Genomic DNA, 13,679 nt, shown 5'->3' on the forward strand with positions numbered 1-13,679 from the left:
TTCGGCGCAGAAAAAGCGCGTCATGCCCCGCCGATGCGGGGCATGCTGTCAGGCTTCCGGGTTTTCGCGCGGGGCGGCGAAATCCACGGCCGCGCCGCTTTCCACTTTGGGTTCGGCGGCCTTGACTTCGTTCCAGAGCTCGTCCTTTTCGTCGAGGCTGAGGGCCTTGAAGTCCAGTCCGCGTTCCCGGGCCAGGGCTTCCATGGCGTCGAAGCGGGAACGGAAACGGTTGGCGGCGAAATCCACCGCGGCACCGGCCTTCACGCCCATGCGGCGGCCGAGTTCCACCAGGGTGAAGATCATGTCGCCGAGTTCATGCTCCTTCGCTTCGTCGCTGCCGGAGGCGCGGGCGTCCAGAAGTTCCAGCCATTCCGCTTCCACCTGCCGTTCCACTTCCTCGTCGTCGTCCCAGGTGAAGCCGGCTCCGGCGGCCTTGGCATGCAGGCGATAGGCCTTGGTGAGCGGCGGCAGGCCGGAGGGGACGGAAGAAAGCGTACCCTTGGGTTCTCCGGCTTCCTGTTCCTTTTCCGCCTTCTTGATGGCGGCCCAGTTCTTCATGAGCTGGTCGATGCTCTCACAGCCGGCGTCGCCGAAAACATGGGGGTGACGGCGCGTCATCTTGTCCGCGCCCATCTTCAGAGCGTCGCCCAGGGAGAACTGTCCGGCGAGTTCAAAGCGGCGCGCCATGAGCAGAAGGACGAAAAGCAGGTCGCCCATTTCGTCGCAGGCATGGCCGGGCTTGCCGGAACGGATGGCGTCCACCAGTTCGTGGCATTCCTCTATAAGATATTCGCACATGGACAGGGGCGTCTGTTCCCTGTCCCACGGGCAGCCCTTTTCCGGGTCGATAAGCTGATTGACGACATTCTGAAAACGAAGAAGCTGTTCCTGCTCGTTCATGATGGACTCCTGAGCATAAGGAGCGCGGTGCGCTCGTGATTACATGGGGGGAAGGTGCAGATCGAGGGAGCCGGCAAGGCTCTGGATGAAGCGCATGAGCGGGGGAAGAATCTGCGATTCTCTCACCACCTGCACGTCGGGCAGCAGGCGCACGGCGATATAGCCGATGACTCCCGCGAAAAGAAGCCCCTTGGCCAGACCGGCCAGAAGGCCGAGCATGCGGTCGATGCCGCCTGCGAAGGCGGATTCCAGCATGCGGTGCAGGGCATGGGCCACAAGCCCCACCGCAAGAATGCCCGCCAGAAAGAGGAGGGCCATGGAAAGCATGGGCGCAAAGCCGGGGGAAACGCCGTACTGGGAAAGCACGGGTGCGAACTGGGCGCTGAACGTCCGTGCCAGCACAATGCCTGCAGCCACGCCGAGCAGCCCGGCCACTTCCTGGACAAGCCCCCGGATCAGACCTTTGACGCTGAAAAAGAGCAGGATGATCAGAAGGGCGGTATCGAGCAGGTTGATTTGAAACATAGGACCTCAATGGTTCCGCAAGGGAAGATGTGGCGGTATTGTAGAGGAACAGGCGGGAGTGTCAAGAAAAAGCGGGCCTGCTCTGCGGGCGGGAAAAAGAGGGGAAAACGTCCCGTCCGCAGAGGATGGTCTCGGAAGAAAGGCGCGGGCGCCGCCTGCCTGCCGCACAGACACAGCGTTCAGACAGAAGCGTTTTTCCGCATACTTGCATAAAGGGCGAAAAGGGGCGAATCTGTCTTCTGCCGGGCGGAGAAGACCGGCGTCTTTTCGTAAAGCAATCATTATCACCATAAGGAGAACATGCCATGAAAGAAACCTTGCAGGATATCAGGACACGTCGCAGCTGCCGCAAGTTCCAGCCCCGTCAGGTAAGCGAGGAGGATCTGCAGGCCATTCTCGAAGCCGGCACCTGGGCCCCCACGGGCCGCGGCGCGCAGTCTCCCGTCATGGTGGTGGTGCAGGACAAGGAAACCATCGCCAGACTGTCCAGAATGAATGCCGCCGTCCTCGGCACCGCGGGCGATCCTTTCTACGGCGCTCCCACGGTGGTGGTCGTGCTGGCCGACAGGTCGCGTCCCACCTATCTGGAGGACGGTTCCCTGGTCATGGGCACCCTCATGCTTGCCGCCCATGCCGTGGGCGTTGCTTCCTGCTGGATTCACCGCGCCCGCGAAGTCTTCGACAGCGAAGAAGGCAAGGCCCTGCTGAAGAGCTGGGGCATTGAAGGCGATTATGCGGGCGTGGGCCACTGTGTGCTGGGCTATGCCGCCGAACAGGGCGAAGCGCCGGCCAAGGCGCGCAAGGAAAACTACGTCATCCGCGTATAGTTCAAGTATTGCATGAGGTTTTCCCGGCGGAACACGCGGCAGGGACGCGGTTCCGCCGGTTTTTCCTGCCGGAAGAAAGCACAGACGGGGCTTCCGGTGCTGCCGGGTTCATGACAGGCGTTGAGAGTCGGCGCTGCTTTTTCAAAAGAAAAGGGCGTTGACAATCCGCCGGGAGGATGAATCTTTTGCAGGTACTCCCCCCTTTTTCAGCCGCGGGGGACAGGCCTCTTTCCGCCGGGAGAATCCTGCGGATGGACGTATGGAGGAATTATGGGCGAATCACGCATAGGCACGGTGGGCATAGTGGTGGATGACCCGAAAGTTACCGCCGAAATCAATGCCATCCTTCACGACTATGCCGACATCATCGTCGGCAGACTGGGCATTCCCTACCGCAGCCGGGGTGTTTCCATCATCGCGCTTGCCGTGGACGGCAGCATGGACGCCATTTCCGGCATGACGGGGAAGATAGGCAAAATTCAGGGCGTGTCGGTGAAGGCCGCCATTTCCAGGCGGTGAACCATGGATATGCAGCATTGCCTTGACATGCTCGACATGCTGAGCGAGGGCCGCCTGCCCGAAGAAGGGGCGATTTCCTCCTTCATCGATGCCTGTGCACCGGAGGCTTTTTCCGGCCCGGTGCCTGAAGAGGCCCCGGACATGGAGGCCGGATATCTGGCCGAAGCCGGGCTTGCGCCTTCTCAGGCATCCTATGTGCCCGGGGAGCCTCTGCCCGAAGAGGACGCGGCGGCAATACGCGCTGCGCTTTTTGAGCGCGCTCGGAAAAAAGCGCTCGAACACTTCGGCAACAGAATTTATGTGCGCGGCCTTATTGAAATTTCCAACATCTGTCGGCAGAACTGCCGCTACTGCGGCATACGCGCGGCCAATGCCGGGGCGCAGCGCTACCGCCTTTCGCCTGCGGAGATTCTGGCGTGCTGCGCACACGGGTATGAACTCGGCTTCCGCACCTTCGTGCTGCAGGGCGGGGAAGATATCTGGTTCACCGATGAGCGCCTTGCAGGCATCGTGGGGAGCATCAAGGCTTCCTGGCCCGACTGTGCGGTGACGCTCTCCGTGGGGGAAAGGCCGCTTGAATCGTACCGACTGCTCCGCCGCGCCGGGGCCGACCGCTTCCTTCTGCGGCACGAAACCGCCGATCCCGTGCACTATGCCAAACTGCACCCCGCAAGGCAGACATGGAAGAACCGCATGGCCTGCCTTGAAGCGCTCAAGGCCTGCGGCTATCAGACGGGGGCGGGCTTCATGGTGGGGTCCCCCTGGCAGACGACGGACTGCCTTGAAAAGGATGTGCGCTTTTTATGCCGTCTGCAGCCGGAAATGGTGGGCATAGGCCCCTTCATTCCCCATGCCGATACGCCCTTCGCTCATTTTCCCGCAGGCAGTGTGGAACGGACGCTGGTCATGGTGGCCATGATCCGCCTGCTTCTGCCGTTCTCTCTTCTTCCTGCCACCACGGCGCTGGGCACGGCGGCGGGCGACGGGCGGGAACGCGGCATTCTGGCCGGGGCCAACGTGCTCATGCCCAACCTTTCCCCCAGGGAGGCCCGCGCCCGTTACCGCCTGTACGACAACAAGCTTTCCGAGGGCGCGGAATGCGCCGACAATGTGGCGGAACTCAGGGAACGCATCCGCGCCACAGGGTACGAGATAGTGGTCGACAGGGGAGATTTCTGCCGGGGCGGGGAAACGCCCTGCCAGGAGGAAGGCGCCCCTTGTGCAGACGCGGCGCAGACGGAGTTTCCCGCTTCAGAAGGAGATGTTTTTCATGGCTGATACCATCAACGATACCCCGCGTTCCGGCCGCCTGCACATAGGCATCTACGGCAGGCGCAACGCGGGCAAGTCTTCCCTCATCAACGCCATGACCGGGCATGAGACGGCCATTGTTTCCGAAAACGCCGGAACCACCACCGACCCCGTGTACAAGTCCATGGAAATTCACGGACTCGGCCCCTGCGTGCTCATTGATACCGCCGGTTTCGACGATGTCGGCCCCATGGGGGAACTGCGCGTGGAAAAAACGCGCCTTGCCCTGGAAAAAACGGATATCGCGCTGCTTGTGGTCACCGGCGAGGGAGAGCTTTCCCGGGAAAAGGACTGGGTGGAGGCCTTCAAGGCCGGAAAAAAGCCGTTCCTCATCGTGCTCAACAAAAGCGATACGCTGGATGAGGCGCAGCTTCAGGAGCGTTCCGCCTTCATCGTCCGGGAACTCGGGCGTGAGCCCGTGGTGGTGAGCGCATCTCAGGGCCTGCATCTGGACCGCCTGCGCGAGGCCATGCTGCGCATGGTTCCCGCGGACTGGGGCAGGATGGAAATCACCGGAAAGCTGTGCGGTGAGGGGGATCTCGTCATGCTGGTCATGCCGCAGGACATACAGGCCCCGCAGGGCAGACTCATCCTTCCCCAGGTGCAGGTGACGCGCGAACTCTTGGACAAGAAGTGCATCATTGCAAGCTGCACGGCCGACAAGATAGCGCAGACTCTGGAAGCGCTGTCCCGTCCGCCCCGGCTCATCATCACCGATTCCCAGGTGTTCGGAGAAGTCTGGAAGCTCAAGCCGGAAGAAAGCAGACTGACCTCGTTTTCCATTCTCATGGCGGGGTGGAAGGGCGATATCGAGGAATTCATCAGAGGGGCGGAAGCCATCGACCGCCTGACGCCGCATTCGCGTGTGCTCATTGCCGAGGCCTGCACCCATACGCCCCTTGCCGAGGATATCGGCAGGGTGAAAATTCCCCGTCGCCTGCGTGCCCGCTTCGGTGAAAGTCTGGACATCACCATGGTGAGCGGCACGGATTTTCCCGCCGACCTCACCCCGTACGATCTCATCATCCACTGCGGGGCGTGCATGTTCAACCGTACCTATATGATGTCGCGCATTAAAAAGGCCCGGGAGCAGGGCGTGCCCATGTGCAATTACGGCGTGGCGCTGGCCAAACTTACCGGTATTCTCGACAAGGTGGAACACGCCTGATTCTGCGCGCAGGGCGCGGCCGGAAGTCTTGTCCCGCCGGGCCGGAAGGCCGACAGGCGCCTTTTGTGAGGGATCCTTTTCTTTTTCCGGGGGAAGTTGCATCTTTTCCCAAAAAAGAGGGCAGAAAACGCTTGCCTTTTAGGAAGCGTCCGGCTATAGTGCCTTTCGTTGTCGGGATGTGGCTCAGTTTGGTAGAGTACAGCGTTCGGGACGCTGGGGTCGCTGGTTCAAATCCTGCCATCCCGACCATTTTATGAAAGCATAAAGCCTCATAAGGAATAACGCCTTATGAGGCTTTATTTTTATCCTCTGTCTCATGTCCTGCCGTGATGTCCATGAACCTGCATCCCGGCGAAGGTTCCGGTATCTGTTGCCGTGAACGGCATGAAGCAGCAGATACCGGTACGGGAGAAAAGCCCCATGGCCCTGACGGATGCCCGATGCGGCCCTGCGGGATGAGTATTTTTTGCAGACAGACAAGGCGCACGGCCGCGGGAAGGCTTTTCCCGTGATCGTGCGCCTTGTCTGTGTTCCGTGCCTGGCGTTCTGCCGCCGTATGGTGCGGCATGCCCGGGCTCCGGAGAGGCGGAATGACTTCTGCCTCTTCCCGCGCTCTGCGCGGAAACGCTGTTCCGTGGAAGAGACTATGACAGCCAGGAAGGTTTCTTTTCCGAAATCACGCCGTCACCCATGGTGAAGCCTTCCAGACTGTCGGTCCGGACCTGTATGCAGAGAAAGCGGATGGGGCTGTCTTTTCCGGCGCAGACGCAGCGTTCCCCTTCGGGAGCGATGCGGAAGCAGTCGCCTGCCTTCAGCGGCAGTTCCTCGCCGTCGATGTACAGCATGCCCGCGCCTTCCAGCACGATGTAGATTTCCTCATTCAGGGTGTGGGAATGCACAAAGGGGACGGATACCCCGGCGGGCAGGTTGTTGCAGGAAATTTCCGCTCCGGTGAGCTTGAGCAGGTCGTGCAGTTCGCTGCGGGGAGCGGAAAGATCCATGTGGGAAAGGGTGTAGTTCGACATAAGGTACTCCTTGTTTTTTAGTTCGTTATCGAACTAATGGGTGCAATATCTGCGCATGCGGACATTCCGGCAGGCGCAGGGGTTGCTGTAAGGAAAGCTCAGCGCGTTTTCGGCGGCGCCTTGTGCTCCACGCACATGGCCAGGAGCGATTCCAGGTTCCGGGCCTCGTCTTCACTGAGCCGTTCGGAGATCATGGCCTGCAGCCCGTCGGAAATGGCGTCGAAGGCGGGCTTCAGGGCGCGACCTTTTTCCGTGAGGCGCACCTTGACCCCCCGCGAGTCGTCGGGGTCGGGGATGCGCTCCACATAACCGTTTTTTTCCAGTTTGGTCACCAGAGCCGTGATGGTCGACTTGGTACGGTGGGCGTGCAGGGCAAGTTCGCTCATGTTGCGGGAATCGCAGGTGAGAAGCTGCCCCAGCACGTCGCCGTGACTGGGCGCGATGTCGCGCAGGCCGGCTTTTTCCAGCTCGGCAAGAATGAACGTATTGCCGATTTCACGCAGTCGGCTGGCGTAATTGAAAATGGCAAGGTGCTTCATGCACCGGTATTTAGTTTGATATCGAATTTTTGTCAAGAAAAAGATCACGGCGCGTGGTTCCGGCCGTGATCGGAGCGGCGTGCTGCGAGGAGGGGCAGTCGCCGTGTTGTGAACGTCTTCCGGCAGGGAGCAGCTGCTGAAGAAGAGCCGGGAAAGACGTTTTTTCAGACATTCCGCCGGATTCTTACTGCTTGTTCCGGTTCTGCAGCCTGTCGCGCAGGATGATGGCCAGAAGGTTCATGCCCACCACGAGGAAGATGAGCATGAGCGCCGTGCCGTACTGCAGAGGCAGCGTTTTTTCGATGTCGGTGCCGGAGGTGGCGAGGATGTACATGTGATACGGCAGCGACATGACGGGGCTCAGGATGGAATCGGGCATGTGCGGGGTGAAGTAGACGGCGGCCGTGAACATGATGGCCCCGGTTTCGCCTGCGGCTCGGGCGAGTCCCAGGATGCAGCCGGTGAGCATGCCGGGGAAGGCGGCGGGGATGACCACTCGCAGTATGGTCTGCACCTTGGTGGCGCCCATGGCGAAGGAGGCCTCGCGCCAGGAATCGGGCACCCGGCGCAGGGATTCTTCGGCGGTATTGATGATGATGGGCAGGGTGAGAATGGACAGGGTGAGTATGCCGGAAAGCAGGCTGACGCCCAGCCCCAGGAAGGTGACGAAGAAGGAAAGTCCGAACAGGCCGAAGACGATGGAAGGCACGCCGGCCAGGTTGTTGATGCCGAAGCGTATGTAATAGGTGAGGCGCGAGTGCCTGCTGTACTCATGCAGATACACGGCCGTGGCCACGCCTATGGGAAAGACGAGGATCATGGAACCGAAGGCCAGCAGGAAGGTTCCCACGATGCAGGGCATGATGCCGCCTTCCGTCATCATGTTTTTGGGATAGGCGGTGAGAAATTCCCAGGAAAGGGAGGAAAGCCCGTGGATGGCGAGGTAGAGGCATACGCCGGAAAGCGCCAGAACATTGATGGCGGCCGAGGCGTGGAGCAGGCCGAACATCAGATGCTGGAAGCGCAGGCGGTATTTGTTGCGTGTAGCGCTGTTCATGGAATCTCCTGAAAGGAATGAAGCAGGCCCTGCGGCCGGATGGGCGGCCGGGGCTTGTTCTGCGAAAGGCCGTATGGTTGCCGTACGTCGGGAAAGCAGCGTGGACATCAGCAGCCTATGCCGGAGTTGCGCTTTTCCGCGATGCGGAAGGCGGTGGCGTTGAAGATGAGCGTGAAGATGATGAGCACGATGCCGGTGGCGAACAGGGCGAAATAGTGTTCGCTGTGGAAGGGGGCCTCCGCCATTTCCGCCGCAATGGATGCGGGAATGGGGCGTACGGAATCGAAGAGCGATGTGGGGATGACGGCCGCACCGCCGGCCACCATGAGCACGACCATGGTTTCACCGATGGAACGCGACATGCCCAGCATGACGGCCGTGCCGATGCCGGAACTTGCCGCGGGAAGCACCACGCGGGTGAGCGTTTCCCACTTGGTGGCGCCCAGGGAGAGCGAGGCTTCGCGCAGTTCGCGGGGAACGGAGTAGATGGCGTCTTCCGCCACGGAGCAGATGATGGGCACGCTCATGAAGGCCAGCATGAGGCCCGCGTTGAGCAGGTTGAGGCCCGAGGAGGCTCCGAAGAAGTTCTGCAGAAAAGGTGCCACGACCACCATGCCGAAAAAGCCGATGACCACGGAGGGCAGGGCGGCGAGCAGCTCCACGAAAGGCTTCACGATGCGCCTCATGCCGGGCTTGGCCACTTCTGCAAGATAGATGGCCGTGGCCACGCCGAGGGGAACCGCGATCACGGTGGCCAGCGCCATAACGGTGAAGGAACCGGCGATCAGAGGCAGAATGCCGAATTCCATGGGCTCGTCGGTGGGGTACCAGCCCAGGCCGAACAGGAAGTCGAAGAGGGGATAATCCTTGAAGAAGGGGAGGCCGTCCAGCAGCAGGAAGAGAACGATGCCCGCCATGGAAAGAATGGAAAGCGTCGATATGCCGGCCAGCAGCCATTGAATGAGTCGTTCCTTGCGAGTGTTCATGCCGTTATCCGTGGAATACGAAAAAAGGGGGAAATCCCCCGTGTTGTCGGCTTCCAGGAAGCGTCCGCCGGACTTTCAGCCTCCGGCGGAGCTTCTGGGGAGCCCGATCTCGTGACAACCTCCGTACGCGGCGGGGCGCTTTTGCCCGCCTGATCGCCGCGCCGAAAGGAGGATGTTACTTTCCGAGCGGGATATAGCCCGCCTTCAGGACATCCTGCTGGCCAAGCTTGGGATCAAGCATGAAGTCCATGAACTTGGCGGTGTTGCCGGCAGGCTTGCCGTTGGTGAAGAGGTACAGTTCGCGGGAGAGGGGCCACTTCTTGGCAAGGGCGGTTTCCGCATTGGCCACGATGCCGCCGATGGTCAGGCCCTTGACGTTGTCGTTCAGATAACCCATACCGATATAACCGATGGCGTTGGGATTGGTGGCCACGTTCTGGGCGACGCCGCCGTTGCTGGCCTGGGTGAGGGCCTTGGGCATGACCCTGGTATCCTTCATCACGAGTTCCTTCCAGCATTCATAGGTGCCGGAGGAGTTGTCGCGGTTGACGACCACGATGACGGCGTCGTTGCCGCCCACTTCCTTCCAGTTGGTGATCTTTCCGGCAAAGATGTTGCGGAGCTGTTCGATGGAAAGATCCTTGACGGGGTTCTTGGTGTTGACGATGGGCACCAGGGCGTCCACGCCGATGACGGTGCGGATGAGCTCCATCTTCTTGTCGGCGGCGAGCTTGACTTCGCTGGACTTGACGTCGCGGGAAGACATGGCCACGTCGGTGATGCCGTCAAGCAGGGACTTGATGCCCGTGCCGGAGCCGCCGCCGGAAAGGACGATGGAAATGTCGGGGTAGCTCGACATGAAGTGTTCGGAGGCCTTCTGGATGATGGGCAGAACGGTGGTGGAACCGTTGATGGTGATGGATTCGGCCGCGGCGGCGGGAGAAGCCGCACAGAGGGCGAGCAGGGCGCTCATGACGATACTTTTGATTTTCATGGATCAGACTCCTTGTTTTTTTTTCGGCGGATCATCCCGCCGGACAGCATGGAAACTAGAAAGGTATTGTTGCGGCAGTATATCCCGGATATTAACTTTTTGTGTCGCTTCAACGCCCCGGCCTTTCATGATATTTTTATAGGAACGTAACACTGGCGTCATACAGGAAAGCTACACAGATCAGAAACCGAAAGGGGAAATATTGTGGATACCAAACAGCCTGTCATACTGGTAGTGGAAGACGACGACGATATCCGTGAGCTGGTGGCTTTTTCTCTGGAAGAGGAAGGGTACCATGTGGAGCAGGCCGCCGACGGTCTCCGCGGGCAGGAAATGGCCGAAACGCTCAAACCGGACCTCATCATCCTTGATCTCATGCTGCCCGGCCGGGACGGTCTTTCCGTGTGCCGCGAACTCAACAGACACGCGGCGGAAAGCATGCCCTGCCCCATTCTCAGGCTGACGGCGAGAGGGGAAGAGATGGACCGCATCATCGGTTTCGAGTACGGGGCCGACGATTATGTGGTCAAACCTTTTAACATCCGTGAACTGATGCTGCGCGTCAAGGCCATTCTGCGCCGCCGCAGCATGGATACCGGCAAGAAGATCGTCAGCAGGCACGGCGTCAGTCTGGATCAACAGGGCCGCCGCGTGTCCATCGACGGCCGGACGCTGGAACTTACCGCGCTGGAGTACCGCATTTTTGAGGATTTCTTCCTCAATGCCGGCCGCATCCGTACGAGAGAGGAACTGCTTTCCTCCGTGTGGGGGTATCAGTTCGAAGGGTATGAACGCACGGTCGACGTGCACATCGCCCGCTTGCGCCGCAAGCTGGGAGACGCCGCCCAGTACCTGGAAACGGTACGCGGCATGGGCTATCGCTATAAGGAATAGCCATGAAGAACACCACGTTTTCCATTAAGATATTTTTCTGTTTCTGTGTCGTCATTCTGTTTTCCGTGCTGGTGCCCTGCGGGTATTTTCTGCACAGCATCAAGGAGGAAAGCATTGACCTCACGCGGGAGGAGGCGTTCCGCGAAGTCTCCTTTGTTCAGACCTGCATTCTGGACGAAGTGAAGAAGGCGGGCGGCTCTCCGAAAAGCATTCTGCCGGAAATGCTGAAGACGTTTTATTCCGGCGGGGAACACCGCGTGACGCTCATTGATGCCGAGGGCGTCGTTCTGTACGACTCTTTTGCAAAAAACGTCGCGGAACTGGAAAATCACCGCTATCATGAGGAAGTGGCGCTTGCCTTTGCCAGGGGCGAAGGTTCCAGCGTAAGGCTGAGTGCCAGCCTCGACACGCCCTTCGTCTACGCCGCAAGGCGCGTCTCCATACCGGGCACGGCCATCAATGTCATCCGTGTGGCGGCTCCGCTTTCCCTTGTGGAAAACCATGCCTCGGACCGGAGCCGGGCCCTGATGGCGGGTGCCGTGGCGGCTCTCGTCTTTGCCGTGGGCTTTGCGGCATTCATGTCCATGCGCTTCCGGCGTTCCCTCCAGCTCATGATCACTTCGGTGGAAAATCTGGCCACTCCGGGCAGCCGCAGCGGCCGCATCAGCCTGCGTGCGCTTCCCGGCGACGAGTTCGCGCCCCTGGCGGCGGCGGTCAATTCCATGGCACAGCGCATGGAAGTGCAGGTAAATCATATTCTTGCCCAGAAGGCTCAGCTCGACGCCGTGCTCAACAGTATCGCCGAGGGCGTTCTTGTGGTGGATCATGAAGGCTGCGTACGGAGCGTCAACGCCACGCTGGTACGCCTGTTCCCCCGCGCCGCGCACGCCGAAGGCCTGCAGCCTGTGGAGGTCATTCCCTCCCCCGAACTGCAGAAGGGCATAGAATCCCTCAAGCATGAGGTGCCGGAAAAGCCCGTGCAGTTTGAAATGGACAATATGTCCGGCCGCAAGCTGCAGGTGCTCATCTGCCCCATCGTGGGGGAAAGCAAGCTTCTCATGGCCGTGGCCGTGTTCCACGACATTACGGAAATGTCCGTACTCATGGATATGCGCAGGGATTTTGTGGCCAATGTCTCCCACGAACTGCGCACGCCGCTCACCGCCATCATGGGCTATGCCGAAAGCCTGAAGCGCTATGTCACGGAACAGCGGGCGCTCCATTTCCTGGAGGTCATCGACCGCAATTCCCAGTACATGGCCACCATGGTCAAGGATCTGCTGCAGCTTTCCAGCATAGAAAACGGTTCCATTCCCATGGATACCAAGCCTATTTCCGCCTCCACCATCATTCATGGCGGCATGGATCTGTGCAGAACCTCGGCGGAAGCCAAGAAATTGGAATTTCAGGAAGAACTCAAGGAAGGCGATTTCTCCGTCAATGCCGATGCGGAATATCTGACGCGAGTGGTCCGCAATCTGCTGGAAAACGCCTGCCGTTACGCCCCCGAAGGTTCCCGCATCATCGTTTCCGCAGAACCCGACAGGGAATCGGGCATGGCCGTATTCCGTGTGGCCGACAGCGGGCCGGGCATACCTCCGGAACTTCGCGTGAGGGTTTTTGAACGCTTTTACCGGGTGGAAAAGCACAGAGGCGGGCAGGTTTCCACCGGCCTTGGTCTCGCCATCTGCAAGCATGTCGTGGAAAGGCACGGCGGGTGCATCGGCGTCGAAGACGGTCCCGGCTGCATCATGCGCTTCACCATTCCCCTTGCCTGAACCATCCATTAGTCTTTTTCAAGGAGTTTCTCCCCATGCAGCATGTCAAGATGGAGACGGTGTCGCTGAACTTCTTCTACGGAGCGAAGCAGGCGCTGAAGAATATCAGTCTCCGTTTTCCCGAAAAAAAGGTAACGGCGCTCATCGGCCCTTCCGGCTGCGGCAAGAGCACCTATCTGCGCTGCCTGAACCGCATGAACGATCTTGTCGCCGGCAGCAGGGCCGAAGGGGCCATTCTGCTGGACGGAACGGACATCAACACCCGTGAATGCGATGTGGTTTCCCTGCGCCGCAGGGTGGGCATGGTGTTCCAGCGCCCCACTTCCTTCCCCAAGAGCATTTTTGAAAATGTGGCCTACGGCCTGCGCGTGAACGGCGAGAAGTCGGAATCCGTCATCGCCGCAAAGGTGGAGGAGAGCCTGAAAAGGGCGGCCCTGTGGAGCGAGGTGAAGGATCGTCTTTCCGATTCCGCCCTGGCGCTTTCCGGCGGCCAGCAGCAGAGGCTCTGCATCGCCCGCGCCCTGGCGGTGGAACCGGAAATCCTGCTCATGGACGAGCCCACCTCCGCGCTGGACCCCATTGCCACGCAGCAGATAGAGGAAGGCATAGGCCAGCTCAAGGAACAGCTGACCGTCATCATCGTCACGCACAACATGCAGCAGGCGGCCCGTGTTTCGGATTATACGGCCTTCTTCTACATGGGCGATCTCATAGAATCCGGGGAAACCGACATGATGTTCACCCGTCCCCGCCTGAAGCAGACGGAAGACTACATCACGGGGCGCTTCGGCTAGGCATTCGTTCCGCGTCAGAGGTTCGCGGGAATGCCCGGTGTCTGGAAAGGCGGCCTGCCTGCAGAGCGGTGCCTTCTCCGGCAGCTGTGCTGCGTGTTCCGCCTGATCCGGAGGGATGAAGCCTCCGGCAGGCTTCCGGGCGCAGGGGAATCTTCCCGGGTGTCTCTTTCAGGGCGGCGCACTCTGCAGAAGCCCCTGTATGCCCGCCGCACGGAAACGGGGCGGCATTTGAGAGTGAGCGGAGGAGTCTTTCTCTCCGGCACTGACTGGAAACATCCTCTGAGACCGGGAGAGCCTTGCGCAGGATACGCCTTCAGGCATGTGCGCTGGGCATATCTCGCTTCCGGCTTCAGGGGAACATT

The 13,679-nt window shown here is 60.2% G+C and carries 14 protein-coding genes and 1 tRNA gene; 8 read left to right on the plus strand and 7 right to left on the minus strand.

Features of this window, described 5'->3' with window-relative positions:
* Positions 1-48: 48 nt before the first annotated feature.
* Positions 49-900, minus strand: a complete 852-nt coding sequence (mazG, locus tag Q0K07_RS03790) for a nucleoside triphosphate pyrophosphohydrolase (protein ID WP_294556644.1) — start codon at positions 898-900, stop codon at positions 49-51.
* Between the two features lie 39 nt (positions 901-939).
* Entirely contained in the window at positions 940-1,425 is a 486-nt protein-coding gene (locus tag Q0K07_RS03795) for a CvpA family protein (RefSeq protein WP_294556647.1), read from the minus strand.
* A 305-nt stretch (positions 1,426-1,730) separates the two neighbouring features.
* Between Q0K07_RS03795 and Q0K07_RS03800 the strand changes: the two genes are divergently transcribed.
* The 5 genes from Q0K07_RS03800 to Q0K07_RS03820 all read left to right on the plus strand — a co-directional run bounded on the left by Q0K07_RS03800 (position 1,731) and on the right by Q0K07_RS03820 (position 5,499).
* Positions 1,731-2,252 carry a nitroreductase gene (locus tag Q0K07_RS03800; RefSeq protein ID WP_294556650.1) on the plus strand — a complete coding sequence of 174 codons (522 nt, stop codon included), beginning with the start codon at positions 1,731-1,733 and terminating at the stop codon, positions 2,250-2,252.
* Between the two features lie 270 nt (positions 2,253-2,522).
* Entirely contained in the window at positions 2,523-2,771 is a 249-nt protein-coding gene (locus Q0K07_RS03805) for a TM1266 family iron-only hydrogenase system putative regulator (RefSeq protein ID WP_294556652.1), read from the plus strand.
* Positions 2,772-2,774: 3 nt separating this feature from the next.
* Positions 2,775-4,049 (plus strand): [FeFe] hydrogenase H-cluster radical SAM maturase HydE, encoded by a 1,275-nt coding sequence (gene hydE, locus Q0K07_RS03810; protein WP_294556655.1) that lies wholly within the window; start codon positions 2,775-2,777, stop codon positions 4,047-4,049.
* Complete coding sequence (hydF, locus tag Q0K07_RS03815) at positions 4,042-5,250, plus strand: [FeFe] hydrogenase H-cluster maturation GTPase HydF (protein ID WP_294556658.1); 1,209 nt, start codon at positions 4,042-4,044, stop codon at positions 5,248-5,250. The genes hydE and hydF overlap by 8 nt, the downstream gene beginning before the upstream one ends.
* Positions 5,251-5,422: 172 nt before the next feature.
* A tRNA-Pro gene (locus Q0K07_RS03820) sits at positions 5,423-5,499 on the plus strand.
* A 395-nt stretch (positions 5,500-5,894) separates the two neighbouring features.
* Here the strand turns inward: Q0K07_RS03820 and Q0K07_RS03825 are convergent.
* The 5 genes from Q0K07_RS03825 to Q0K07_RS03845 form a co-directional block, all read right to left on the minus strand.
* The gene (locus Q0K07_RS03825; protein ID WP_294556661.1) at positions 5,895-6,275 is read right to left on the minus strand and encodes a cupin domain-containing protein; all 381 of its coding nucleotides are present in this window, start codon (positions 6,273-6,275) and stop codon (positions 5,895-5,897) included.
* A 98-nt stretch (positions 6,276-6,373) separates the two neighbouring features.
* Complete coding sequence (locus tag Q0K07_RS03830; protein WP_294556664.1) at positions 6,374-6,814, minus strand: MarR family transcriptional regulator; 441 nt, start codon at positions 6,812-6,814, stop codon at positions 6,374-6,376.
* Between the two features lie 184 nt (positions 6,815-6,998).
* Positions 6,999-7,871, minus strand: coding sequence for a phosphate ABC transporter permease PstA (gene pstA / locus Q0K07_RS03835; protein WP_294556666.1), 873 nt, complete (start codon positions 7,869-7,871; stop codon positions 6,999-7,001).
* A gap of 107 nt (positions 7,872-7,978) precedes the next feature.
* On the minus strand, positions 7,979-8,857 hold the full coding sequence (pstC, locus tag Q0K07_RS03840) for a phosphate ABC transporter permease subunit PstC (protein WP_294556669.1): 879 nt from the start codon (positions 8,855-8,857) through the stop codon (positions 7,979-7,981).
* Positions 8,858-9,032: 175 nt separating this feature from the next.
* Entirely contained in the window at positions 9,033-9,851 is an 819-nt protein-coding gene (locus Q0K07_RS03845) for a phosphate ABC transporter substrate-binding protein (RefSeq protein WP_294556672.1), read from the minus strand.
* Positions 9,852-10,055: 204 nt separating this feature from the next.
* Between Q0K07_RS03845 and Q0K07_RS03850 the strand changes: the two genes are divergently transcribed.
* From Q0K07_RS03850 to pstB, 3 genes are read left to right on the plus strand one after another with little or no spacing between them, the layout of a single operon-like run.
* Positions 10,056-10,745 (plus strand): response regulator transcription factor, encoded by a 690-nt coding sequence (locus tag Q0K07_RS03850; RefSeq protein ID WP_294556675.1) that lies wholly within the window; start codon positions 10,056-10,058, stop codon positions 10,743-10,745.
* Positions 10,746-10,747: 2 nt separating this feature from the next.
* The gene (locus Q0K07_RS03855) at positions 10,748-12,523 is read left to right on the plus strand and encodes an ATP-binding protein (protein WP_294556678.1); all 1,776 of its coding nucleotides are present in this window, start codon (positions 10,748-10,750) and stop codon (positions 12,521-12,523) included.
* A gap of 35 nt (positions 12,524-12,558) precedes the next feature.
* Positions 12,559-13,317, plus strand: coding sequence for a phosphate ABC transporter ATP-binding protein PstB (gene pstB / locus Q0K07_RS03860; protein WP_294556681.1), 759 nt, complete (start codon positions 12,559-12,561; stop codon positions 13,315-13,317).
* Positions 13,318-13,679: the final 362 nt, after the last annotated feature.

Source organism: uncultured Mailhella sp. (assembly GCF_944324615.1).
Classification (GTDB): Bacteria; Desulfobacterota; Desulfovibrionia; order Desulfovibrionales; family Desulfovibrionaceae; genus Mailhella.